A 21,961-nucleotide genomic window follows, 5' to 3' on the forward strand; every position below is an offset into this window, starting at 1 on the left:
GGCTTTTTTTCTTATAAGACGTATGAATCGACCGTTTCGATCAAACGACCGATTTCCGGTTTCGTGATTTGTGCATTGACACCAACCGACTCACCTTTATGGCGTAAATCGTCGGAAATCAAGGAAGAGAAGACGATGATTGGCAATTCCGCATAACGATCATCTTCACGGAGTCGTTTCGTCAAGTGTAGTCCATCCATCTTCGGCATCTCGATATCGGTGATCAGGAGGTCACAGTTGCTTCCGTTCTCAAACGCATCAAAAGCTTCCTTACCATTGATGAACCATTTCAGACCATGGTAACCGGCTTCCTCGAGTGTTTCGATGATCAACGTCCGGAGCATTTCCGAGTCTTCGGCAATCCAGATGACTTTGTCGGACCGGTCACGGGACTGGACGCGACGCCCTTCTTCGCGGGCGAAGATATCCTTGCGTGAGAGCTCAAGTGCGATTTTTTCGTAGTCGAGCAAGATGATCATTTTGTCGCCCGTTTTGACGACACCGTTCGTTAATCCCTCAATGCCACGAGCGAGTTCGTTTGGTGTATCGATCTGTTCCCATGAGATACGACGGATTTCCGTCACGGAATCGACACGCAGGACGCTTTTTTCCCCATTAAATTCACAGATGATCAATCGATCCTCGGTTGCTTCATCGTGTGGAACACCAATGACCGTCGGCAAATCGATGACTGTCATGACTTCGCCACGCAGTTCAATCAATCCTTTAACAGCGTCCGGTGTACCTGGGAGTGGTGTCATCGGGAGCGGAACGATGATTTCCCGAACCTTCATGACGTTGATTCCAAACGTGTATGGTCCGCAATGGAAGATGACGATCTCGAGTTCGTTCGTGCCGGCTTCTAATAAAATATCGTGCTGATTATACATATGGTTGTGCCCCTTTCCATTACCTTCACTTCACTTCTGACTAGTTATCGGCATGCTACGCTAAAAATTCTAGTTCTGAATTGACAAAAAAAGTTTTGTAATCGCTTTCATAATATGTTAAGCAAAAAGTTTGGCATTTGTCAGACCAATTGATTACAATAAGCTATGCAGCCACACACTGAAATGAGAGAGATAAAAATAAATGGAGGTAGAGTGGAATGACTACAGCAACAACCTACACATTTTTACTAGATGGACAATGGCATGAAAGTGAATCAAAAGAGACGATTGAAATCTCTTCACCATATAAAGAGGATCTTGTCGGTCGCGTCCAAGCGATGACAAAACCGGAAGTCGATCGTGCCATCGCTTCAGCGAAAGCGGCACAAGCAGAGTGGGCAAAACAACCAGCGAACAAACGGGCTGAATTGCTTCACGCTTGGGCAACGGAACTCGAAAAACGTGCGGACGAAATCGGTGAAGTCATTATGCGCGAAGTCGGTAAAGGACGTGCAGATGGCGTCAAAGAGGTCAAACGGACAGCTGAAATCATTCGCTACACAGCGGAAGAAGGTCTCCGTTTCGACGGTCAGATGATGCAAGGGGATTCGTTCCCTGGTGGTAGCGCGAAAAAAATCGCGGTCATCAAAAAAGCACCACTCGGCGTCGTGCTTGCGATTTCACCGTTCAACTACCCAGTCAACTTGGCAGCAGCAAAACTTGCACCTGCCCTCATGACAGGAAACGCCGTCGTCTTCAAACCGGCAACACAAGGTTCGATCAGCGGTATCTTGATGGTCGAGGCACTTGTCGCAGCAGGTCTTCCGGCTGGACTCGTCAACATCGTCACAGGTCGTGGATCGGTCATCGGTGATTACTTGACGGCTCACCCGGGTATCAACATGATCACATTTACTGGTGGTACAGGCACAGGACAACATTTGTCGCGTCAATCGGCAATGATTCCACTTGTCCTTGAACTTGGTGGAAAAGACCCAGCGCTCGTTCTTGAAGATGCGAATCTGTCACTTGCGGCAGACCATATCATCAGTGGGGCGTTCTCTTACTCAGGTCAACGTTGTACAGCAATCAAACGCGTTTTCGTTCTTGATCATCAAGCGGATGCACTCATTGAAGAACTCAAGACACGAATCGCGAAATTGACAGTCGGTTCACCTGAACAAGACAGTGTCGTCGTGCCGCTCATCGACACGAAATCAGCGGACTTCGTCGAAGGCTTGATCACGGACGCAACAGACAAAGGCGCAACGCTCGTCTCAGGTGGCGGACGTACGGCGAACTTGATCGAACCAACACTTCTTGACAACGTGACACGCGACATGCGCGTTGCTTGGGAAGAGCCGTTCGGACCAGTTCTTCCAATCATCCGTGTCAACTCAGTCGACGAAATGATTGCATACTCAAACGAATCAGAATACGGTCTTCAAGCAAGTGTCTTCACAGAGAATATCGATGCTGCGTTTGCAGTAGCGGATGCGCTTGAAACAGGTTCTGTTCAAATCAATGGTCGGACGGAACGTGGTCCTGACCACTTCCCATTCATCGGTGTGAAATCATCGGGTCTCGGCGTTCAAGGCGTCGGACGTAGCTTAGCTTCGATGACACGCGACAAATTAACAGTCCTCAACTTAAAATAAGTTTCTGACCGACCTTTCAATCTGCGGAAAGGTCGGTTTTTTGTGCATCCATTTCTCACGCCGTAACGTAAGCTAGAAAACAAATGTCACCCTTTGACGCACAAAGTTTGGCGCTATAGCTTCATTCTCTCTATAATGAAAGAAAATGGACGAGAGAAAAGAGGCGTGTAGGTATGACTGTATCAGACGAAATCATCCCGATTCCGATTCCGACACCATTTCCGGTTGGAGACGTGAACTGCTATGTACTACGAACGGAAGGGGAAAACATCCTCATTGATTGTGGACCGGATACGCTTGAAGCATGGCAAACGATGCAACGGACGCTTGCACGACATGAACTTCAGGTCGAGGATTTAGATCGTGTCATCGTGACACATCACCATGCGGATCATGCTGGGATGGCACATCGCTTTTCAGAGAAAGGCATTCCCGTCTATGGACATGCGCGATTACGCCCATACTTGGAACAGGACGAGACCTTCTTGAAAAACGGGGACGCATTCTTGCGTCGATTGGCGACATCGTTTGGCGTTCCGCTAGCGATTCAAGAGATGTTACCAAGCTATCAATCTGCCTTGAAATGGCTTGGAAAAGGTCAACTTGATTTTACATTAAAAGAAGGCGACGCGATTACGCCGTCTGGGCGATACCGGGTCATCGAACTACCGGGGCATGCAAGTGACCAAATCGGAATACTAAGTGACGATGGTGTGTTGTTCGCGGCTGATCACCTGCTCGACCGGGTCGAGCCGAATCCATTGCTCGAGCAACCACAACCAGGTGATGATGTGCTCGTAAAACGTCCTGTTCTTGCGTATCTTGACTCTTTAGAAAAATTACAAAGTGAGCAGATTCGAATCGCCTACACTGGACATGGTGCTCCGATTCGAGATGTTGCGGTACTCGTCGAAGAACGATTGATGCAACGCAAAGCACGTGGTGATCAGCTCTTGAAGTATTTTACGGGAGAACATACGTTATTCGAATTAGCACAAGTGACGTATGGAAACCGATTAAAAAAATCATTCCCTCTTGTCATGAGTGAGATGAAAGCACGTCTCGATACACTCGTCGCCCGCGGTGCGATCACGGTCGAGAAACGATCAGGTATCCTCTACTATTCAAAAGCGGAGGAAGTCTAATGCAGCTCATCAACCGGACGATTGTCATCACGGGTGCTTCAAGTGGACTCGGGGAAGCACTGGCGCGCACTCTGCATAAAGAAGGCGCAAACTTGATTTTAATTGCACGACGCGAGGATCGATTACAAACGTTAGCATCTGAACTCCAGGCAGACTACCTGGTCTACGATTTGGAAAAGGCGCCTGAAATTCTTGCAAAAACACTCGCAAATCGTTATGGACGGATTGATATTTTGATTAATAACGCAGGTTTCGGGGAATTCAGCTTCTTAGACGATACCTCGATTGAAACGATTGAGTCGATGCACCGGATCAACGTCTTAAGTCCCGTTCGCTTAACGAAGGCATGTCTGCCATTACTCAAAGAAGGTGGCATGATCGTCAACGTGGCCAGTCAGGCGGGGAAGTTGCCGACACCGAAATCAACGATCTATTGCATGACGAAAGCAGCGATGTTGCAGTTTTCGAACGCGTTACGTCTGGAGTTACGTCCAAAAGGCATCCACGTCATGACGGTCAATCCAGGACCGATCGCGACAGAATTTTTTGTCCGTGCGGATGTCGACCGGAAGTATGAGCAAAATGTCGCTTCTATCGTCCTATCGAAAGAACGACTAGCTTCGACTGTCGTCCGAGCAATAGAGCGGCGTAAACGTGAAGTCAATGCACCATGGTGGATGGAGCTATCGGCAAAAGGGTACGGCGTGATGCCACGGTTGATCGAGTGGTTAGGAAAACCGGGCTTCGATAAAAAGTGATGACGGAGGAGAACGACAAATGAAAACAAAGGTAATCAGCTTTCTTGCCCTAGGTACGCTGCTCGCAGGCTGTGGAACACCGGATGCGACACCGGAACCGAAGAATGTCTTAGGGACTTCTTATCAGACGATCGAAAAAGAAGCGGAAAAGTCAACGGTTCGGATGTATATGTGGGGCGGCGATGACGGCATCAATGCCTACATCGATGAATACGTAGCACCGCGTCTGAAGAAGGAACACAACATCACGTTAGAACGGGTCCCGATCGAGACGGCGGATATCATTCAAAAACTGCGTGCTGAGAAACAGGCAGGTAAGGAAAAAGGTGTCATCGATGTCGTCTGGATCAATGGCGATAATTTTTTAAATGCTAAAAAAGATGATTTACTGTATGGAGAAATCACAAAAGTCCTCCCGAACATGAAATATGTTGATGCTGCCGCACAGAGTTCAGATAGTGGTACGAAAACAGACGGACTTGAAGCCGCATGGGGGAAAGTTCAATATACGTTGCACTATGACGCAGCTGACGTGAAGTCGCCACCGACCGACTTGAAAGCACTGAAGTCATGGGTCAAGGAAAATCCAGGACGTTTCACTTATCCGGAAGTGACGGACTTTACGGGGAATGCCTTCGTCCGCCACGTCATGTATGGTGTCGAATCGAATGAAACCTTAAAAGACCCGAAAGCAGACTTCAAGAAGACATGGGCTTATTTGAACGAAATCAAACCGTATCTCTGGAAAAAAGGGAAGACCTATCCAAAGACACTTGCCCAACTCGATCAGTTATACGCGAAGGGAGACGTTGATTTCACGATGGGCTTCAACGAACGACGGGCTGAACAAGAAGTGAAGTCAGGAACGTTTCCGAAACAAACACGTCCGATCGTCTTGAAGGATGGATCAATCGCGTCGACGCATTTCCTTTCCGTACCGTTCAACGCACCGAATCCGAAGGGCGCACTCGTAGCGATCAATACATTGTTATCACCAGAAGCACAGTTGAAAAAATACGATGCGACGTATTGGGGAGACGGAACGAGTCTTAATTTATCGACACTTGATTCATCAGAACAAAAGCAATTCGCTGATGTACCGGCTGCACCGTCGACACCAAAGCCAAGCGTCTTTGAAGGAAAGGTCCGGACGGAACTCGACCCATCCATTTTCGAGATGATCCGTAAGGAATGGCCGTCTCGTGTGGCGCGGTAACGCGTATCCTGCTGCACTCTTGATGGCAGGCATGGTCTTATACGGGTTATGGGTCAGTATCTCGATGACGACATCTGCTGATTACCGCGAGCTACTGACGGATGAGGTCTTTTTAGAGAGTCTAGCCGTCAGCAGTTACGTGGCCATCGTCAGTACGGTGCTCGCGCTGATCATTGGTGTGGTGCTCGCAAGGCTCTTGAGCAGAACAAGACTAGCTGCGTTACTTGCGATTCCTTTATTCATCCCTCATCTAGGAGCAGCATACCTCGCGATTCTCTATTTGAGTGATGTGCCTGTCATCGGACCGCATGAAGGGAATTATTTTAGTGTCATCTTGACGTATCTGTATAAAGAAATTCCGTTCGTGTTTTTTTATCTCTTACCGGTGGTCCGGCGCCTTGATTCGCGTTATCAAGAACTCGGTATGATGCTCGGTTTATCACCAGTGCGCCGATTCTGGCATGCGCGGGGTGTTTTCCTGCTCGTTCCGATGCTTGAGGCAGCATTTATCTTGCTTGCCTTCATCCTGTTCGCATATGAGATTCCAGCACTGCTCGGCGTGACCTATCCAAAACTACTTGGAGTCTATGCGTTCGATTTGTATACACAAGGCGATTTATCGGAGCAACCACTCGCTTTTGCAATGAGTGTCGTCTTGACGGGAGGACTCTTCCTCCTGCTATTGCTTATGACTGGTTTGACACGCCCACTGGCAACGAAGATCAGTAGGGGGCGAAGCGAATGATGAAAAAAATCAGTGTGATCGTATTCGTTGTACTCCTGTTCATCGTTCCTTTAATCGGTTTGATTCCAGGAGAGTGGAGTTGGAATCCGCGCCTAGAAGCGACGCTCGGCACGACCGTCGCGATGATTTGTGCCGTCGTATTGTTAAATCATCTCTTCGGGTACATGGCAGGAAAAGCGATTGCCTTTCAAACGGGGAAACGGATTCGTATAGCAGAGTTCTTGATTAGTTTGCCGCTGTTCGTTCCCGTGTTATTGCTATCATTCGGTCTCTATTTGACATGGATCCGTCTTGGTTTGGCAGATCGATTTTTCGGTGTCCTGCTCGTGTTGCTTCTGCCGACCTTGCCGTATACAGTTCGTTTGTACACGAACGGATTTCAGGCGCTCGGAGAACGGATGCTTGAACAGATGGTCTTGATTGAGGGGAACCGGTTCAAGCGTTGGTTCTATTTGACGGGACCGATGCTTCGGTCGACGTTACAATCCGTGACGCTACTCGTCACGGTGATCACGATCAGTCAGTATGCACTAGTTGCGTTGATTGGTGGTGGGATCGTCCGCATGATATCACTCGAAGTATTCCCGGCGTATTCTGGTAATTCGCAAGGGGCGGCGCGTCTAGCGACGCTGTGGTTGATCGGGTTGCCCATTCTCTTTTATGCTGGACAAGCCGTTATTTTTTCTAGTTGGATACGAATCGTACGGAGGCGTTTAAATGGAAGTCACGATACAACAAGTCAATAAACGATTTGGAACGAAGCATGTATTGTCTGATATCGATTTAAATATCGCATCTGGACAATGTGTGGCTTTAGTCGGACCGAGTGGTAGTGGGAAAACGACGCTTCTCCGCCTGATTGCAGGTCTCGAACGTGTGACGAGTGGAGTGATTCAGTTCGGCGACCGAGATGTGACTGTCCTTTCACCAAATCAGCGAGGTGTGACGATGATGTTTCAACGGTCGCTGTTGTTCCCACATTTGAACGTCGAACAGAACATCCGTCTCGGCGCCAAACAATTAACACCGATCGAGCTCGAATCCTGGTTACATCGCGTCGGACTCGAGGGAAGAGGAAAAAGTGCTGTTCACGAATTGTCAGGGGGCGAACAGCAGCGGGCGAGTTTAGCTCGTGCGCTGGCAAGTCAACCGGACTTCTTGTTGCTCGATGAACCGTTCTCGAGTCTAGATGTACCGAGACGACGGGAACTACGGACATTGATTCGGAAGTTGACCGAGGAACAAGGTGTCACGACACTCCTTGTCACACACGATCGGGAAGAGGCAATGGCGATGGCGGATATCGTCTATGTCTTAGAACAGGGGCGAATCGTCGATCATGGTACACCGATTACGCTGAGCCAGACCAGCCCGTTTTTTGGCGAAGGCATTCAAATTGAAGAAACATGGCATCCGTTGACGGCAGTCAACTTGGTCTCAAGACCGACGAAGGAGACGGATGAACGTGTTACGATTACGAAAGAACTCATTCAATACGGTGTTCGATTCTACGAAGTCGAACGAGCATCCGGAGAACGACTCGTGCTCTCTTCAGACGAGACGATTCATGAGAAAGAAGGCTATATCGTTAGAAAGGAGGGGTGACATGTTAGATACGCGTGCGCGTAAAATCGTTCAACCCCTATTTGATCAAGGGGCGACCTTATTTAAGAAAATTGGATTATCGGCGACACAGGTGACGATCATCTCCGGCATCATCGGTGGTGCGACGGGCTTTTTCGTCTATAACGACATGATGGGAACGGCGATTGTCTTGTTGTGGATCTCGGGCATGCTTGATGTCATCGATGGAACGATGGCACGAAAAGAAAAGACGACTCCAATCGGCACGATTCTTGACCTTGTTCTCGACCGGATCGTCGAGCTGTCAGTATTGATTGGTCTTGCGCTTCGGTTTCCGGAAACACAGGTCGTTATTCTGTTGCTCGTCGCATCATTCGTCATTGGGATGACGATGTTCCTTGCAATCGGAGCGGTCAGTGAAAATTACGGCTACAAGTCTTTTCAATATCAACCGGGACTCGTCGAGCGGACGGAAGGGTTCTTATTCCTAACAGCGATGATCCTGTTCCCAAGCGCCATCATTTGGATCGCAATTGTCTTCTTGATTGCTGAACTCTATACGGTCGGGGAGCGGTTCCATCAAGCTTCGAAGGTGTTGCGATGAGTGAACAAGAGATGATCATGACCGTGGATCGAGCGGGCAACCTGCTCGGACCTCGTCCACGATCAGAAGTCCACGCAAACGGCTTGTGGCATGAAACGTTTCATTGTTTCGTCTATAATCCAAAGCGGGACGTCGTGTTGCTCCAGCAACGGTCTGAACAAAAGAAGGACTTTCCAGGAATGCTTGATATCACGGCAGCGGGTCACTTGCTTGCGAATGAGACAGTCGAGGATGGTGTCCGGGAACTCGAGGAAGAGATTGGTTTGACATGTACCTTTGATCAATTGATACCGCTTGGCATCCAGGAAGATGAGTTTCGGGATGCGTCGCTCTGGGACTGTGAGCGATGCCATGTCTTTCTTGCTCGAAGTGATCAAGCGATAGACGCATACGTCCTCCAGGAAACAGAAGTGAAGCGATTGATTGCTTTTTCAATCGAGCAGTTTGAACGAATCGCGGACATGTCCATCGAGCGCATTCAGGACACGACAGGCGAATGGTTCGATCGTCGTCAATTCGTTCCGCATCCTTCTTCTTACTGGAGACATGTCCGACAGGGAATCGAGCAATTACGTAAATAGAAAGAATGGGAAAGAAATAACGCATGAAGACCTACGATCGAATGTGATTTCGCTCGCAGGTCTTTTTTTTAATCGTACATTCGTTCGACGCAAGAGTAGCGAAATTAAGATATATTTGAGATAATTAAGTATATATACAAAAGAAGGAAAGAAGGTGCAGCCAGTGGCATTACGATTTGCACTACTCGGGCTGCTGACCCAAGGGGAAGCGACCGGTTACGATTTAAGCGCGACTTTCAAAAAACAGATGATCCACTTCTGGACCGCACATCATACTCAAATATACCGAGAGTTGTTGAAAATGGAAGAGGCAGAGCTCGTGACGAGTGTCCATATCGTCCAAGAAGACTTACCGGACAAGAAAGTCTATTCGATTACCGATAAAGGGCGTACGGAGCTCGTTGAATGGTTACGGACACCAAATGAATTCAAACCGAAGATGAAGGATGAGAACTTGATGCGGGTGTCGCTCTTGCATCTGCTCCCACCAGAGGAAGCCGTTGCTTATTTGGAAGAGTCGAAGCGGCACCATCAATTTGCCGTCGAGATGATGCATAGTTGGCGTCACGACCACCTCGAGAACGGTGCAACACTAGGGGAGACCTTGACGAGTGAGTACGGCTTGCGTATGATGTTGAATTACTTGGATTGGTGTGACTGGGCAATCGCGGAAATCAAAAAGAACGAAGCAAACGTCTAACAAAATTGGCTCGACTGTCATGTAGATGGCGGATTCGAGCCAGTTTTATTTTGTAATAGGATTTAGTAAGGAGAGAATCGATGTACTTTAATGACTATGAAGACTGGATTGAGGAAGAGGCGGAAGCATTATTTCGCTTACATGAAGAACCGCTGATACGAGAAGCGATCTCGTATTCGCAATTTACGGCGTATGTAGAAGAAGCACTCCTTGAACCATTATTGCTGAAATTACGTTGGCTCGGAGAAGCAGAAGAAGAGGAGATTCTAGAACGAGCGGATTCAATCGTTTGGGAGAATGCCTCAGGTCATTCGGAAGCTTCCCTTCGGCGAGATGTGTTACGACGGGTCGTCGAGCGAGACTTTACTGCGCATATCCTCGCGTACCTCACACCAATTCTTGAAGCTAGACAAGCTACTTATGAGGCGGAATTGAAGCAGCTTCAATTGGCGCATGCTGAACAAATAGATGAGGTCAAACAACACGAGCAACAGATTGAACTCGGACCGCCACCTAAAAAAGTCAAAAAATGGTGGTACCTCAAAGAAAAAGAAGTAGCACGTTCCTATACGGAGGAAGAACGATCTGCATTGCAAGCCCAACAGCAACAACTCGAGGACGAGTTAAAGCGACTCGAACAAAAAACACGTGAGACAGAAGCTGACCTCGAACGATTGGATTCAATTCACCGTCTATAACGTATGAAAAAATGGAGCACGCGACATGATGTCGCGTGCTCCATTTTGTATGAATACTATCTATTACGCTTGTGTCGCCAGTTTCGCGAGGACTAGTTTTGCGACTGCTTCACTTGACGCTGGGTTTTGTCCTGTGACGACGTTGCCATCGATGACGGCGAATTCCTTACCGGCATCCGATGTGAGGAAAGTAGCGCCTTCGCCACGAAGTGTCGTCTCAAGCAAGAATGGTACTTTATCTTCGAGACCTGTCGATTTTTCTTCTTCGTCTGTGAAGCCGTTGATTTGACGACCTGAAACGAAAGGTTTGCCATCGATCATGACGTGTGCGAACGCTGCTGGACCGTGACAGACCGATGCGACGACGCCATCTTTTTTGATGACAGCTTCAATGGCACCAGCCACTTGTGGGTTATTCGGGAAGTCGACGACTGCACCGTGACCACCTGGGAAGTAAACGGCATCAAATGATGCTGGATCGACCTCCGAGAGTGCTTTCGTGTCGTGCAACGCACGGCGTGCATCTTGGAATTTCGGCAAGATTTCTTTAACGATCGATGCTTTATCGATCGGGACGTCGCCACCTTTGATCGAAGTGACCGTCACGTCATGTCCTGCATCCTTAAACAGGTTGTATGGTGCTGCGAACTCTTCGAACCATAATCCTGTTTTGTGACCATTCATGTCATCTGCACTTGTTGATACGATTAAAATACGAGCCATAATAAAACTCCTCCTCTGTATGAACGTTACAAAGAAGGAGTTTCCCGGAGATATGAAGAGTTAAACCTCACCGGTGTTCCGTATAGTGATGAACCGGTAGTGTAGCAAGTGCCTGATCGATTTGAGCTTGTGAGATCGACTCTTTCATCGCTTGGACGTTTGCCTGAAGCTGTGACACGCTCGACGCACCAGGAAGGACGATGTCGACCTGTTGATCGATGGCTTGCAACGCAAGCGCAGGAAGCGGGAAATCTTGAAGTTTTTGTAGACTCGCCTCAAGCGTTTCCTTATCGAATTGTTCGAACCGATCAACCGACTGCAGGCGTGAAGCACTCTCATGTGTCAAGAGTCCTTTTGCCAGTGGACCACGGGCAACGACTTGGATGTTTTTCTCTTTTAAGCGTGGCAACAACTCTTCGATGCGGCGATCGAGCAACGAATAAGGCGTCATCAAGTAAGAGAAATTACTATGCTCGAGCCAATATTCGATGACATTCGGGCGCAGTGACGACAGACCATATTCCTTGATCTTTCCCTCTGCTTTTAAATCTTCCATTGCGCGGATCGACGCATCGATGTCATCATCGATCGTGCCGCCGTGGACGTAATACAGGTCGAGATAAGGTGTTTCAAGACGATTCAAACTTTCAAGACAAGCTTGCTTCAGATAGTCATAACTCGGATCCCATGTCCAACCGGTTCCGGTCGCGTTCATCCGATTCCCACCTTTTGAGGCGAGGAACAATCGACTGCGATCCTCTTGTGAGAAGGTTTGACCGATGATGGATTCGACCGCTCCGTTCGCATAGACGTCCGCTGTATCGAAGTGCGTGATTCCAGCATCAAGTGCCGTCCGCAGGATTGCTGTTGCTTCCTCCTGGCCGCGCTTTAAGATCGTCATCGTACCTAATCCTAATGACATGTTCAATTCCCTCTTTTCTTAGATGAACTATAAGTTTGGAACTTCTGCATTCTAGTGTATCATATCTGATGAAAAAGACGATTTCGAAGTCTTGCGGCAATACGTCGGAAACGGCATACTAATCATGACAGAGAACGTAAACTAAGATAGAAGAGGGGAACACATCCGATGGAAGAAAAAACGATTGAACGTGAAGTGATCTATGAAGGAAAAGTCTTTGATGTCGAGAAACATGTCGTCACGTTACCGAACGGCAATACCTCGGTCCGTGAATTGGTCTATCATAATGGTGCCGTCGCGATCATTGCTTTTGATGAACAAGGTGATTTGATCGTCGTGGAACAGTACCGGAAGGCGTTCGAGAGTCTATCGATCGAGATTCCAGCAGGAAAACTCGAGAAAGGCGAAGATCCACTTGATTGTGCCGGACGCGAATTAAAGGAAGAAACAGGATACGTCGCGAAAGAGTTACGACATGTCTTTGATTTTTACGGTGCGCCTGGTTTCTGCAGTGAGCGTGTACATATCTATGAAGCGATTGGTCTGACTGCCGGTGATCGTCAACTCGATGAGGATGAGTTCCTTGAGAATAAGACATTGAAGCTCGAAGAAGCACTCGAACTCGTTGCAAACGGAACGATCGTTGACGCGAAAACGATCATGGCGATCCAGCATTGGCAAATTCGTACTTTAAAATGATTCTCATTTAAATGATTTTCAGTTGATAATCATTTTAATTTGAAAAAAGACTGATTATCAGCTATGATAATAGCATCAGTTCGAACAAAGGGGGCGTTATGATGGAAAGTCGTGTAGAACGCATCAAAAAACAGCTAAGCGGTAAAGGATATAAGCTGACTCCCCAACGTGAAGCGACTGTGCGTGTCCTGCTCGAACACGAGTCGGATCACCTCAGTGCCGAAAATGTCTTTCTCCTTGTAAAAGAAAAGAACTCCGACATCGGACTTGCGACGGTTTACCGGACGCTCGAATTATTGACGGAGCTTGAAGTCGTCGATAAGGTCAACTTCGGAGATGGCGTATCCCGGTTTGATTTACGACAAGAAGGTGCGAGTCATTCGCATCACCATCTCGTCTGTATCGAATGCGGATCCGTCGAAGAGATTTTAGACGATATGCTAGAAGAAGTAGAGAAAGAAATCGTGTCCCGATTCCACTTTAAAATCAAGGATCATCGCCTGACATTCCATGGCGTCTGCCGTGTCTGCCAAGAGCGTCATGCTCGGGAAGCGTTGGAACAATCGCAAACACAAACAGTCTGACCGTCCGACGAAATTTCGGATGGTTTTTCTTTTTCAATTTTTATAGGTCAGACCTCTTCACAACGGTTTACACCTTTGATATGATGGGAAAGTAAGCGATTTCGTAAACGAAGAGGATGAGTTCAGTGCGTGAACAACTGGAAGCATTTATCAATTATTTAGTGATTGAACGGCAAATGTCCGCGAATACGGCAGCTGCGTATCGAAATGATTTAAATCAATACTTACAGACGCTTGAAACAGCGGAAGTTTCCTCGTTCGAACAGGTTCACCGACATCATATCGTCGACCATATTGAACGATTGCTTGAAGCACGAAAGTCACGATCGACGGTTCGCCGGGCGACGAGCTCGATCCGTTCGTTCCATCAATATTTGGTCGAAGAGAGACTGGTAACACATGATCCGTCTCGTCATCTTGATTTACCGAAACCGGAGAAAAAGTTGCCCGTCGTCTGGAGTCAAACGGACGTCGAACGCTTGCTTGATTCGGTCGTCGGTGTCGATCCGCTTACACGACGAGATGCAGCAATGCTTGAGCTTCTCTATGGAACAGGCATGCGCGTCAGCGAACTGCTCCAACTGAAGTTGAACGATTTGCAACTCGAACTCGGGTATCTGTCGTGTCTTGGGAAAGGGAACAAATCCCGGATCATCCCGATGAGTAAGACATCGATTGAAAGTGTCAGGACATATCTTGACCTCGCGCGCAATAGTCTCGGTGGTCAACAGACGGACGATGTCTTCTTGAACAGTCGCGGTGATCGTTTGTCACGGCAAGGGTTTTGGAAGATGATCAAGCGACGGGCAAAGGAAGCGGGTATTGAAAAAGAGATCACACCGCACGTCCTGCGCCATTCGTTCGCGACCCATCTACTTGAAAATGGTGCTGATTTACGCGTCGTACAAGAAATGCTAGGACACGCTGATTTGTCGACGACACAAATGTATACACACGTTAACAAATCACGACTTCACGACGTGTATAAGAAACATCATCCACGGGCATGATGGTTCTATCTTTTAAAGGTCTGACTTCAGACAAATGATGCGTTTTGTCTAGTCCCTTTCCGGGAAAAATCGTAACGGGAATCGCACAACTACAGCTCGTATATAGGAGGAACAGCAAATGGCTCAATCATTTAAACGTGTATTTTTGATCGTCATGGACTCCGTAGGAATCGGAGAAGCACCGGACGCTGAACAGTTCGGAGATCTTGGTTCGCATACGCTCGGTCACATCGCGCGTGAACGCAACGGACTCAACATGCCGAACATGGCAAAACTCGGTCTCTCGCATATCGAACCGATCGAAGGTATCTCAGCTGAAGAAGCACCGCTTGCAGCATATGGAAAAATGCAAGAAGTATCTGCAGGGAAAGATACGATGACAGGGCATTGGGAGATCATGGGACTCCGGATCGATACACCATTCCGTGTCTTCGAAAAATTCCCGGATGATTTGATTCATCGCCTAGAAGAGTTCTCGGGTCGGAAGATCATTGGGAACAAACCGGCTTCTGGTACGGAAATTCTCGACGAACTCGGACAAGAACATGTCGAGACAGGCGCCTTGATCGTCTATACGTCGGCAGACTCTGTCCTTCAAATCGCAGCACACGAAGAAGTCGTGCCATTAGAAGAATTGTACCGGATTTGTGAATACGCACGTGATATCACACGGGATGACCCGTACATGCTCGGTCGTATCATCGCACGTCCATTCCTTGGTGAAGCAGGAGCGTGGGTCCGGACAGCGAACCGTCACGACTATGCGCTTAAACCATTCGACCGGACGGTCATGAACGAACTCGAGACGGCAGGACTCGATGTCATCTCACTCGGTAAGATTGCTGATATCTACGATGGAGAAGGCGTCACGGATGCAATCCGGACGAAGTCGAACATGGACGGGATGGATCAGCTCGTGAAACAACTCGATCGTGATTTCAACGGACTTTGCTTCTTAAACCTTGTCGATTTCGATGCGTTGTTCGGACACCGTCGTGATCCGCAAGGCTACGGACAAGCACTCGAAGAGTTCGATGCGCGTCTTCCGGAAGTGTTTGCTCGCTTAAACGAAGACGATCTCTTGATCATCACGGCTGACCACGGAAACGATCCGGTTCATGCTGGGACTGACCATACACGGGAATACGTACCATTGCTTGCCTACCATAAAAATGGTGTTGCAAAACCGCTCGGTATCCGTGAAACGTTCGCTGATCTTGGAGCGACGGTCGCAGAAAACTTCGCCGTCAAGATGCCGGCACATGGAACAAGCTTTTTAACAGAACTATAATTCGAGGGAGCGATTCAGATGACAGTCAACTGGAATGAAACACGTTCGTTTTTAGAAAGCAAGATGCAGGCAAAACCGGAGATCGGATTGATTCTCGGTTCAGGACTGGGTGTCCTTGCGGATGAGATCGAAAACCCGATCGCGATTCCATATCATGAAATCCCGAACTTCCCAGTATCAACGGTCGAAGGACACGCGGGACAACTCGTCTTCGGTACTCTTGAAGGGAAACAAGTCGTTGCGATGCAAGGGCGATTCCACTTCTACGAAGGATATTCGATGGACATGGTCACGTTCCCAGTCCGTGTCATGAAAGCGATCGGTGTTGAGACATTGATCGTCACGAACGCAGCGGGTGCTTGTAACGAAGCGTTCGAACCAGGTGATTTGATGTTGATCACAGATCACATCAACTTCTTCGGTACGAACCCATTGATCGGGAAGAACGTTGATGAGATGGGACCACGTTTCCCGGATATGTCGAAGCCGTATGATGCGGAATTACTTCGTCTTGCACAAGAAACAGCAGATGAACTCGGAATTCGTGTCCGTCAAGGTGTCTACTTCGGAAACACTGGTCCAACGTATGAGACGCCAGCAGAAGTCAAGATGGCACGGATGCTCGGTGGCGACGTCGTCGGTATGTCGACGGTCCCAGAAGTCATCGTTGCCCGTCATTCCGATATGCGAGTCCTTGGGATCTCATGTGTCTCGAACATGGCAGCAGGTATTCTCGACCAACCGTTACATCATGATGAAGTCATCGAAACGACAGAACGTGTCCGGGCACACTTCCTATCACTCGTTCGCGGTTCGATCAAAAAAATGTAACGACTGTTTATAAAACTCACAAACCACTCCTGAGGAGGAACTAGATTATGCGTATGGTAGATTTGATTGCAACAAAACGAGACGGTGGCGAACTCGCAACAGCTGATATTCAAGCAATGGTAGAAGGATTCACGAATGGTGAGATTCCAGATTACCAAATGTCAGCGATGTCGATGGCGATTTTCTATCAAGGAATGTCAGATCGTGAAATCGCTGATTTGACGATGGCGATGGTCAACTCGGGCGACGTGATCGACCTTTCACGTATCCACGGGAAAAAAGTCGATAAACACTCGACAGGCGGTGTTGGTGACAAGATCAGTCTGATCGTCGCACCACTCGTTGCGTCAATCGGTATTCCGGTTGCGAAGATGAGCGGTCGTGGACTCGGTCATACAGGTGGAACTATCGACAAACTCGAAGCGTTCCCTGGTTTTGACGTCGAGCTTTCAGAAGAAGCGTTCGTCTCACAAGTCAACGACATTAAGATGGCAATCATCGGTCAAACGGGTAACCTAACTCCTGCAGACAAAAAACTCTACGCCCTTCGTGACGTCACGGCGACGGTCAACTCGATCCCATTGATCGCAAGTTCGATCATGTCGAAGAAGATTGCAGCAGGAGCAGACAGCATCGTACTCGACGTCAAGACGGGTTCTGGTGCCTTCATGAAATCATTCGAAGATGCAAAAGCACTTGCGACAGAGATGGTTTCGATCGGTAAGAGTGTCAACCGTAAGACGGTTGCTGTCATTACGGACATGGATCAGCCGCTCGGCTTTGAAATCGGAAACGCAAACGAAGTCAAGGAAGCGATTGAAGTCCTTCAAGGGAAAGATGTCCGTGACTTGAAAGTCATCGCCTTAACGATTGCATCACACATGGCAGTCCTCGGTGATTTCTACCCGACGTTTGACGAAGCATATGCGGATCTCGAAACACGTCTCGGTAACGGAGCAGCACTTGACGTCTTTAAAAAGTTCATCGCAGCTCAAGGTGGCGACGCGTCTCTCGTTGACGACATGACAAAAGCACTTGAAACGAAATACGAAAAAACATTCGTCGCTTCAAAAGCAGGTTATGTCTCTGAAATCATCGCTGACGAAGTCGGTGTTGCAGCAATGATCCTCGGTGCAGGACGCGCGACGAAAGCAGATGAGATCGATCACGCAGCAAGCGTTACGTTGCACAAGAAAGTCGGCGACCGTGTCGAAGTCGGCGATGTCATCGCAACACTTCGTTCAAACAAAGAAACACTCGATCAAGCAATCGAAAAAATGGATCACGCGTACCATATCAGTGAAACGAAACCGGCAGAACGCCCGCTCGTTCACGCTGTTATCCAGTAAGCAATCCAATCAGCAATACTTGAGTAGTGGACGTCGTCCGCTACTCTTTTTTTATGATAAAATTGTAAGTGTAAAAATATGGGAGGGGAGCATATGAAACGTTGGATAATCGGGATTGCCAGTCTAGTTGGAGTCATCGGAGGTAGTGCCTTATTGATGACTTTCGCTTTTACACAGGATATGAACTCGGATGGAACGAAAGAGACTGAAGTACAGCGGAAAGCAAAAACTTACTTAGAACAGCATCTTCCGGAAGCGAAGGTGACCGGTAGTCTTTACGACAACATGGGCAATTTTCCATTTGAATATGCCGCACGCGCGATAGACGAAAAAACGAATACTGAGTTTTTCGTCTATCAACAAGAGGAGTCGGGGAGGTTCGTTGACTCGTATCATGCGTCACTTTGGGAAGATCGGTTAGAGCGACGGATCCCGTCGCCGACTCTCGAACAACTGAACAATCAATTGAGCGTGACCGTACTTTATGACAACGATAAAATACAGCAGCTAGGTGACGCGCGTTTTGATTCAAAGGCTTATTTACGGAAGGAAGTCGCCCCGACGCTCTTAGTGGACGTTCCACGCAAGCGACACGAACAGGATAAAGCGCAGGTCACAGCGTGGGCAAAGTCGTTGCGCGAACAAAAGATTCTTCAACATATGACAGTCAAGGTCGATTATGTTTCGGAAAAAGGAGAATTGCTTGAGAACGGAGATTCGCTCTTCGTGAAGCTGTAAGATGGATGGAAAAAATGAGAGTACGCGGTTCCTCTTCGATTTGTTATACTGGAAATACTTGTAATGAAAAAGGGGGAACTCTCATGAAACCACCACGCTTACAAAAAGGGGATAAGATTGCCATCGTCTCGCCGGCGTCTGCTGTCGCAGCATACGTACCGCGTCGTCTCGCCCGCGGTATCGCAACACTTGAAAAAATGGGCTTCGAGGTCGTCTTAATGCCGAACGCAACGGCTGTTCATAGTCATACGGCAGGAACGATCGGGGAACGGCTGCAAGATTTACATATGGCGTTCGCTGATCCGTCGATCAAAGCGATCATCTCGACGATCGGTGGATTTAACTCGCACCAGTTGCTCGACGAACTTGATTATGAATTGATTCGGAACAATCCGAAGATCTTCGTAGGTTACAGTGATATCACAGCACTGTTTGCTGGCATCTATCAGAAGACAGGATTGACGACGTTCGTCGGACCCGCACTGCTGACGCAGTTCGGTCAATTCGATGGTCTTGATCCATATACAGAAGAATCGTTCAATCGTACGTTCATGCAGACGGAGCCGATCGGTCGGATCGAAGCGTCTGAAGAATGGACGGATGAGGTTTTACGCTGGGATGTCGCAGACGACCGAAGACGAGAACATCAAGTGAACGCAGGATACACGATCGTTAAGACCGGCGTCGCAGAAGGTCCGATTCTGACGGGGAACACGGGAACACTTTTACTGCTTGCCGGAACACCTTACTTGCCATTGTTTGACGGTGTCGTCTTGATGCTTGAGGATGACGAAAGTGAGACACCTGAAACGATTGACCGGTATTTCACGCAATTGCGACACATGGGTGCGTATGACAAGATTGCGGCACTCGTCGTCGGACGCTTCCCGCGCAAAGTCGATTTTGATCCGGACTTCCCGCTCAAAGACATCATTCTGCGCGCGACGCGGGGCTATGATTTCCCGATCATTCTCGATGCGGACTTCGGGCATACGGATCCTGTCACGACACTCGCGAATGGAATTCGGATTCGTGTCGAAGCAACGGATTCGGTGACACTCGATATTTTAGAGGCAGCCGTCGAGTAAAAAGGTCTGCACGACGCCTTGAAATTTGGTACACTGTACCATGGAATCACGATCTTGAATCGTGACGAATCTCCTGCTGAAAAGCACGAAAGGTTGGTCAAACATGCAAAAAACTGGTCATATCTTATTAGAAGATGGAAATAAAATCGAATTCGAATTGTTCAACAATGAAGCACCGATCACGACTGAAAACTTCGAAAACCTTGCGAACTCGAACTTCTACGATGGATTGAACTTCCACCGTGTCATCCCAGGCTTCGTCTCACAAGGCGGATGCCCAATCGGAAACGGTACAGGCGGTTCAGGAAAAACGATTCCTTGTGAAACGTCAACATCATACCCACACAAACACAAAGCGGGTTCACTTTCGATGGCACACGCTGGTCGTAACACAGGATCGAGCCAGTTCTTCATCGTACACGAGCCACAACCGCACCTCGACGGCGTACACACGGTCTTCGGACAAGTGACTTCAGGTCTCGAACATGCACAAAAAATGAAGCAAGGCGCTGGCATTAAAGAAATCCGCGTCGAAGCGTAAGTTCTTGCTCCTCTTCGAACGTTCGAAGAGGAGTTTTTCTTTTTTCAGAACCGGGTACAATCAGTAAGGGAACTCAACTCGAAAAGGAGTGTTTGTCATGCGTTTAGAAGGAAAACGAATCATCCAAGTCGTCAGCAATGACTTCGAGGATTTAGAATTATGGTATCCAGTCCATCGCTTACGTGAAGAAGGCGCAATCGTCGACATCGTCGGTGAGAAAGCGGATGAAACATATATCGGGAAGTACGGTGTCCCAATCAAATCGAATAAGACGTTCGATGAGATCAATCCAGCAGAATACGATGCGATTCTTGTTCCAGGTGGTTGGTCGCCCGATCTATTACGCCGCTTTGACTCTGTTCTGAACATGGTGCGTCATTTTGACCAGAACAAACAACCGATCGGTCAAATCTGCCACGCTGGTTGGGTGCTGATCTCTGCCGGCATCTTAAAAGGTGTCAACGTCACGAGTACGCCAGGAATCAAGGATGACATGACGAATGCGGGTGCAATTTGGCATGATGAAGCAGTCGTCGTCGACGGACATATCGTCTCGAGTCGTCGTCCGCCCGATCTACCGGACTACATGCGTGCCTTCATCCAAGTGATGGAAGAACAAGCGTGATTCAGATGCAGGGGACGTCACGTGACAGTCTCCTGCATTTTCATGGATTATGAAAAAAATGCAGTAATTCTGTGTGAGAAGGTGTAGAATGAATGAGTCTCAGTCGTTCATGCTCCTGAGAGTTGTTGAAATTAGGAAGGTGTAGAATCACATGCTAGTAAAATATAAGAAGTTGAATGAACGGACCGCGATGGGGCTGATCGCCTTTTCGTGCGAAGTGAAGGATCCGAAGTATTTGCTTGAAACGGTTCAAGCCTATGAACAGGAAGAAGACCAACGCTTGTATTTGTACAAACAAGATGAGGATTTCGTCGGTGTCATCGGGTTTCAATTAATGGATGGCCATGCTGAATTGAAACATATCGCATTATCACCATCGTTCCGTGGAGAACGGATGTCGTATCTCCTACTCGATGAAGCAGCCAAGCTTCTTCGAACGGATATTACGGGTGCGACCGAAGAGACGCAACGCCTCGTCGACAAATGGAAAAATCAATAAAAAGACCGGTCCATGGCTTAGATGGACCGGTCTCTTCGGTTTTGTAGCGCTTCTTGTCGTGCCGTGACGACATCCGTACGATCGCGCAAACGGTGTTTATGCGTCACATAGTCGAGATCAGGTGCTGTCGCTTCAAGTGCGACGGTTCGGATGACGTCCGGGAAGACAGGTAACGGGATGTGCCGATAGACTTTATCCGTAAAATGGTCGCGATGATCGAGCAAATATGAGACGTCGATCCCGGACGCAATCAGTGTTGCCCGGTGGCGTTCGATTTTATCGAATGCTTTCGCATATGTCCGCTGTGCCCCAGTCGTATTGCCGCGGCGGTGATGATAGCGGGCGACGGCCAGCTGGATCAGACCGACAAGCGCCTCGTCCTGGCGTTGTCCTTCTTGCCAGACTTCCTCTAAGATTTCATGGCACTCGAAGTAATCGTGCCGGATGTTGAATTCAAATACGAATCGTTCAATCGGATTCAT

The 21,961-nt window shown here is 48.3% G+C and carries 26 protein-coding genes; 22 read left to right on the plus strand and 4 right to left on the minus strand.

The genetic code is table 11. From position 1 onward, the window contains the following. Positions 1–11: 11 nt before the first annotated feature. Positions 12–890, minus strand: a complete 879-nt coding sequence (locus KNQ08_RS01680) for a chemotaxis protein CheV (protein ID WP_023467660.1) — start codon at positions 888–890, stop codon at positions 12–14. A 218-nt stretch (positions 891–1,108) separates the two neighbouring features. Here KNQ08_RS01680 and KNQ08_RS01685 point away from each other — a divergent pair, with 218 nt between their 5' ends. From KNQ08_RS01685 to KNQ08_RS01735, 11 genes are all read left to right on the plus strand, one after another. Further along, positions 1,109–2,548 (plus strand): NADP-dependent glyceraldehyde-3-phosphate dehydrogenase, encoded by a 1,440-nt coding sequence (locus tag KNQ08_RS01685; protein ID WP_050678501.1) that lies wholly within the window; start codon positions 1,109–1,111, stop codon positions 2,546–2,548. A 173-nt stretch (positions 2,549–2,721) separates the two neighbouring features. Further along, positions 2,722–3,693, plus strand: a complete 972-nt coding sequence (locus tag KNQ08_RS01690) for an MBL fold metallo-hydrolase (RefSeq protein WP_214804440.1) — start codon at positions 2,722–2,724, stop codon at positions 3,691–3,693. Next, positions 3,693–4,451 carry an SDR family NAD(P)-dependent oxidoreductase gene (locus tag KNQ08_RS01695; protein ID WP_075642049.1) on the plus strand — a complete coding sequence of 253 codons (759 nt, stop codon included), beginning with the start codon at positions 3,693–3,695 and terminating at the stop codon, positions 4,449–4,451. The genes KNQ08_RS01690 and KNQ08_RS01695 overlap by 1 nt, the downstream gene beginning before the upstream one ends. Positions 4,452–4,470: 19 nt before the next feature. Next, positions 4,471–5,667, plus strand: a complete 1,197-nt coding sequence (locus tag KNQ08_RS01700) for an ABC transporter substrate-binding protein (protein ID WP_214804442.1) — start codon at positions 4,471–4,473, stop codon at positions 5,665–5,667. Further along, positions 5,654–6,412: an ABC transporter permease family protein gene (locus KNQ08_RS01705; RefSeq protein WP_064300243.1), complete on the plus strand. Its 759-nt coding sequence runs from the start codon at positions 5,654–5,656 to the stop codon at positions 6,410–6,412. Before KNQ08_RS01700 ends, KNQ08_RS01705 begins: the two co-directional genes overlap by 14 nt. Then, the gene (locus KNQ08_RS01710) at positions 6,409–7,158 is read left to right on the plus strand and encodes an ABC transporter permease subunit (protein WP_244290108.1); all 750 of its coding nucleotides are present in this window, start codon (positions 6,409–6,411) and stop codon (positions 7,156–7,158) included. The genes KNQ08_RS01705 and KNQ08_RS01710 overlap by 4 nt, the downstream gene beginning before the upstream one ends. Then, positions 7,130–8,017, plus strand: coding sequence for an ABC transporter ATP-binding protein (locus tag KNQ08_RS01715; protein WP_064300242.1), 888 nt, complete (start codon positions 7,130–7,132; stop codon positions 8,015–8,017). The genes KNQ08_RS01710 and KNQ08_RS01715 overlap by 29 nt, the downstream gene beginning before the upstream one ends. A gap of 1 nt (position 8,018) precedes the next feature. After that, positions 8,019–8,600: a CDP-alcohol phosphatidyltransferase family protein gene (locus KNQ08_RS01720; protein WP_023467668.1), complete on the plus strand. Its 582-nt coding sequence runs from the start codon at positions 8,019–8,021 to the stop codon at positions 8,598–8,600. Beyond that, positions 8,597–9,181 carry an NUDIX hydrolase gene (locus tag KNQ08_RS01725; RefSeq protein ID WP_214804444.1) on the plus strand — a complete coding sequence of 195 codons (585 nt, stop codon included), beginning with the start codon at positions 8,597–8,599 and terminating at the stop codon, positions 9,179–9,181. The genes KNQ08_RS01720 and KNQ08_RS01725 overlap by 4 nt, the downstream gene beginning before the upstream one ends. Positions 9,182–9,344: 163 nt before the next feature. Further along, positions 9,345–9,881 (plus strand): PadR family transcriptional regulator, encoded by a 537-nt coding sequence (locus tag KNQ08_RS01730; protein ID WP_023467670.1) that lies wholly within the window; start codon positions 9,345–9,347, stop codon positions 9,879–9,881. A gap of 80 nt (positions 9,882–9,961) precedes the next feature. Next, on the plus strand, positions 9,962–10,579 hold the full coding sequence (locus tag KNQ08_RS01735; RefSeq protein ID WP_149427010.1) for a hypothetical protein: 618 nt from the start codon (positions 9,962–9,964) through the stop codon (positions 10,577–10,579). Positions 10,580–10,642: 63 nt separating this feature from the next. Here the strand turns inward: KNQ08_RS01735 and KNQ08_RS01740 are convergent, their stop codons facing one another. Both KNQ08_RS01740 and KNQ08_RS01745 read right to left on the minus strand, forming a co-directional pair. After that, entirely contained in the window at positions 10,643–11,302 is a 660-nt protein-coding gene (locus KNQ08_RS01740; protein ID WP_023467672.1) for a type 1 glutamine amidotransferase domain-containing protein, read from the minus strand. Between the two features lie 67 nt (positions 11,303–11,369). Continuing rightward, positions 11,370–12,224 (minus strand): aldo/keto reductase, encoded by an 855-nt coding sequence (locus KNQ08_RS01745; protein WP_023467673.1) that lies wholly within the window; start codon positions 12,222–12,224, stop codon positions 11,370–11,372. Positions 12,225–12,392: 168 nt separating this feature from the next. On the opposite strand from KNQ08_RS01745, the gene KNQ08_RS01750 reads away from it, so the two are divergent. The 11 genes from KNQ08_RS01750 to KNQ08_RS01800 all read left to right on the plus strand — a co-directional run bounded on the left by KNQ08_RS01750 (position 12,393) and on the right by KNQ08_RS01800 (position 21,479). Beyond that, positions 12,393–12,923 (plus strand): NUDIX domain-containing protein, encoded by a 531-nt coding sequence (locus tag KNQ08_RS01750; RefSeq protein WP_023467674.1) that lies wholly within the window; start codon positions 12,393–12,395, stop codon positions 12,921–12,923. 101 nt (positions 12,924–13,024) lie between these two features. After that, positions 13,025–13,507: a ferric iron uptake transcriptional regulator gene (fur, locus tag KNQ08_RS01755; protein WP_023467675.1), complete on the plus strand. Its 483-nt coding sequence runs from the start codon at positions 13,025–13,027 to the stop codon at positions 13,505–13,507. Positions 13,508–13,632: 125 nt separating this feature from the next. Then, positions 13,633–14,517: a site-specific tyrosine recombinase XerD gene (gene xerD / locus KNQ08_RS01760; protein ID WP_214805671.1), complete on the plus strand. Its 885-nt coding sequence runs from the start codon at positions 13,633–13,635 to the stop codon at positions 14,515–14,517. A 118-nt stretch (positions 14,518–14,635) separates the two neighbouring features. Beyond that, the gene (deoB, locus tag KNQ08_RS01765; RefSeq protein ID WP_055967084.1) at positions 14,636–15,808 is read left to right on the plus strand and encodes a phosphopentomutase; all 1,173 of its coding nucleotides are present in this window, start codon (positions 14,636–14,638) and stop codon (positions 15,806–15,808) included. 18 nt (positions 15,809–15,826) lie between these two features. Next, entirely contained in the window at positions 15,827–16,639 is an 813-nt protein-coding gene (locus KNQ08_RS01770; protein ID WP_029341181.1) for a purine-nucleoside phosphorylase, read from the plus strand. Positions 16,640–16,686: 47 nt separating this feature from the next. Beyond that, positions 16,687–17,988, plus strand: a complete 1,302-nt coding sequence (locus KNQ08_RS01775) for a pyrimidine-nucleoside phosphorylase (RefSeq protein WP_055967087.1) — start codon at positions 16,687–16,689, stop codon at positions 17,986–17,988. A 93-nt stretch (positions 17,989–18,081) separates the two neighbouring features. Continuing rightward, positions 18,082–18,726 (plus strand): hypothetical protein, encoded by a 645-nt coding sequence (locus tag KNQ08_RS01780; RefSeq protein WP_214804446.1) that lies wholly within the window; start codon positions 18,082–18,084, stop codon positions 18,724–18,726. Positions 18,727–18,809: 83 nt separating this feature from the next. Continuing rightward, positions 18,810–19,814 carry a S66 family peptidase gene (locus tag KNQ08_RS01785; RefSeq protein ID WP_214804448.1) on the plus strand — a complete coding sequence of 335 codons (1,005 nt, stop codon included), beginning with the start codon at positions 18,810–18,812 and terminating at the stop codon, positions 19,812–19,814. 103 nt (positions 19,815–19,917) lie between these two features. Then, positions 19,918–20,355, plus strand: a complete 438-nt coding sequence (locus KNQ08_RS01790) for a peptidylprolyl isomerase (RefSeq protein WP_149427014.1) — start codon at positions 19,918–19,920, stop codon at positions 20,353–20,355. Positions 20,356–20,452: 97 nt separating this feature from the next. Then, complete coding sequence (locus tag KNQ08_RS01795; protein ID WP_035398198.1) at positions 20,453–20,980, plus strand: type 1 glutamine amidotransferase domain-containing protein; 528 nt, start codon at positions 20,453–20,455, stop codon at positions 20,978–20,980. Between the two features lie 151 nt (positions 20,981–21,131). After that, a complete protein-coding gene (locus KNQ08_RS01800; RefSeq protein ID WP_023467684.1) occupies positions 21,132–21,479 on the plus strand; it encodes a GNAT family N-acetyltransferase in 348 nt (115 codons plus the stop codon). A gap of 17 nt (positions 21,480–21,496) precedes the next feature. Here KNQ08_RS01800 and KNQ08_RS01805 read toward each other — a convergent pair whose 3' ends face one another. Then, on the minus strand, positions 21,497–21,961 hold the full coding sequence (locus tag KNQ08_RS01805) for a DUF309 domain-containing protein (RefSeq protein WP_133208018.1): 465 nt from the start codon (positions 21,959–21,961) through the stop codon (positions 21,497–21,499).

This window comes from Exiguobacterium sp. s46, from assembly GCF_018618875.1.
Classification (GTDB): domain Bacteria; phylum Bacillota; class Bacilli; order Exiguobacteriales; family Exiguobacteriaceae; genus Exiguobacterium_A; species Exiguobacterium_A abrahamii.

What these genes read in the sequence shown, in the direction of transcription:
- KNQ08_RS01680 (WP_023467660.1), bottom strand. Translation starts at nt 890, where the DNA reads ATGTATAATCAGCACGATATTTTATTAGAAGCCGGCACGAACGAACTC.
- KNQ08_RS01685 (WP_050678501.1), top strand. Translation starts at nt 1,109, where the DNA reads ATGACTACAGCAACAACCTACACATTTTTACTAGATGGACAATGGCAT.
- KNQ08_RS01690 (WP_214804440.1), top strand. Translation starts at nt 2,722, where the DNA reads ATGACTGTATCAGACGAAATCATCCCGATTCCGATTCCGACACCATTT.
- KNQ08_RS01695 (WP_075642049.1), top strand. Translation starts at nt 3,693, where the DNA reads ATGCAGCTCATCAACCGGACGATTGTCATCACGGGTGCTTCAAGTGGA.
- KNQ08_RS01700 (WP_214804442.1), top strand. Translation starts at nt 4,471, where the DNA reads ATGAAAACAAAGGTAATCAGCTTTCTTGCCCTAGGTACGCTGCTCGCA.
- KNQ08_RS01710 (WP_244290108.1), top strand. Translation starts at nt 6,409, where the DNA reads ATGATGAAAAAAATCAGTGTGATCGTATTCGTTGTACTCCTGTTCATC.
- KNQ08_RS01715 (WP_064300242.1), top strand. Translation starts at nt 7,130, where the DNA reads ATGGAAGTCACGATACAACAAGTCAATAAACGATTTGGAACGAAGCAT.
- KNQ08_RS01720 (WP_023467668.1), top strand. Translation starts at nt 8,019, where the DNA reads ATGTTAGATACGCGTGCGCGTAAAATCGTTCAACCCCTATTTGATCAA.
- KNQ08_RS01725 (WP_214804444.1), top strand. Translation starts at nt 8,597, where the DNA reads ATGAGTGAACAAGAGATGATCATGACCGTGGATCGAGCGGGCAACCTG.
- KNQ08_RS01735 (WP_149427010.1), top strand. Translation starts at nt 9,962, where the DNA reads ATGTACTTTAATGACTATGAAGACTGGATTGAGGAAGAGGCGGAAGCA.
- KNQ08_RS01740 (WP_023467672.1), bottom strand. Translation starts at nt 11,302, where the DNA reads ATGGCTCGTATTTTAATCGTATCAACAAGTGCAGATGACATGAATGGT.
- KNQ08_RS01745 (WP_023467673.1), bottom strand. Translation starts at nt 12,224, where the DNA reads ATGTCATTAGGATTAGGTACGATGACGATCTTAAAGCGCGGCCAGGAG.
- KNQ08_RS01750 (WP_023467674.1), top strand. Translation starts at nt 12,393, where the DNA reads ATGGAAGAAAAAACGATTGAACGTGAAGTGATCTATGAAGGAAAAGTC.
- fur (WP_023467675.1), top strand. Translation starts at nt 13,025, where the DNA reads ATGGAAAGTCGTGTAGAACGCATCAAAAAACAGCTAAGCGGTAAAGGA.
- deoB (WP_055967084.1), top strand. Translation starts at nt 14,636, where the DNA reads ATGGCTCAATCATTTAAACGTGTATTTTTGATCGTCATGGACTCCGTA.
- KNQ08_RS01770 (WP_029341181.1), top strand. Translation starts at nt 15,827, where the DNA reads ATGACAGTCAACTGGAATGAAACACGTTCGTTTTTAGAAAGCAAGATG.
- KNQ08_RS01775 (WP_055967087.1), top strand. Translation starts at nt 16,687, where the DNA reads ATGCGTATGGTAGATTTGATTGCAACAAAACGAGACGGTGGCGAACTC.
- KNQ08_RS01780 (WP_214804446.1), top strand. Translation starts at nt 18,082, where the DNA reads ATGAAACGTTGGATAATCGGGATTGCCAGTCTAGTTGGAGTCATCGGA.
- KNQ08_RS01785 (WP_214804448.1), top strand. Translation starts at nt 18,810, where the DNA reads ATGAAACCACCACGCTTACAAAAAGGGGATAAGATTGCCATCGTCTCG.
- KNQ08_RS01790 (WP_149427014.1), top strand. Translation starts at nt 19,918, where the DNA reads ATGCAAAAAACTGGTCATATCTTATTAGAAGATGGAAATAAAATCGAA.
- KNQ08_RS01795 (WP_035398198.1), top strand. Translation starts at nt 20,453, where the DNA reads ATGCGTTTAGAAGGAAAACGAATCATCCAAGTCGTCAGCAATGACTTC.
- KNQ08_RS01800 (WP_023467684.1), top strand. Translation starts at nt 21,132, where the DNA reads ATGCTAGTAAAATATAAGAAGTTGAATGAACGGACCGCGATGGGGCTG.
- KNQ08_RS01805 (WP_133208018.1), bottom strand. Translation starts at nt 21,961, where the DNA reads ATGAATCCGATTGAACGATTCGTATTTGAATTCAACATCCGGCACGAT.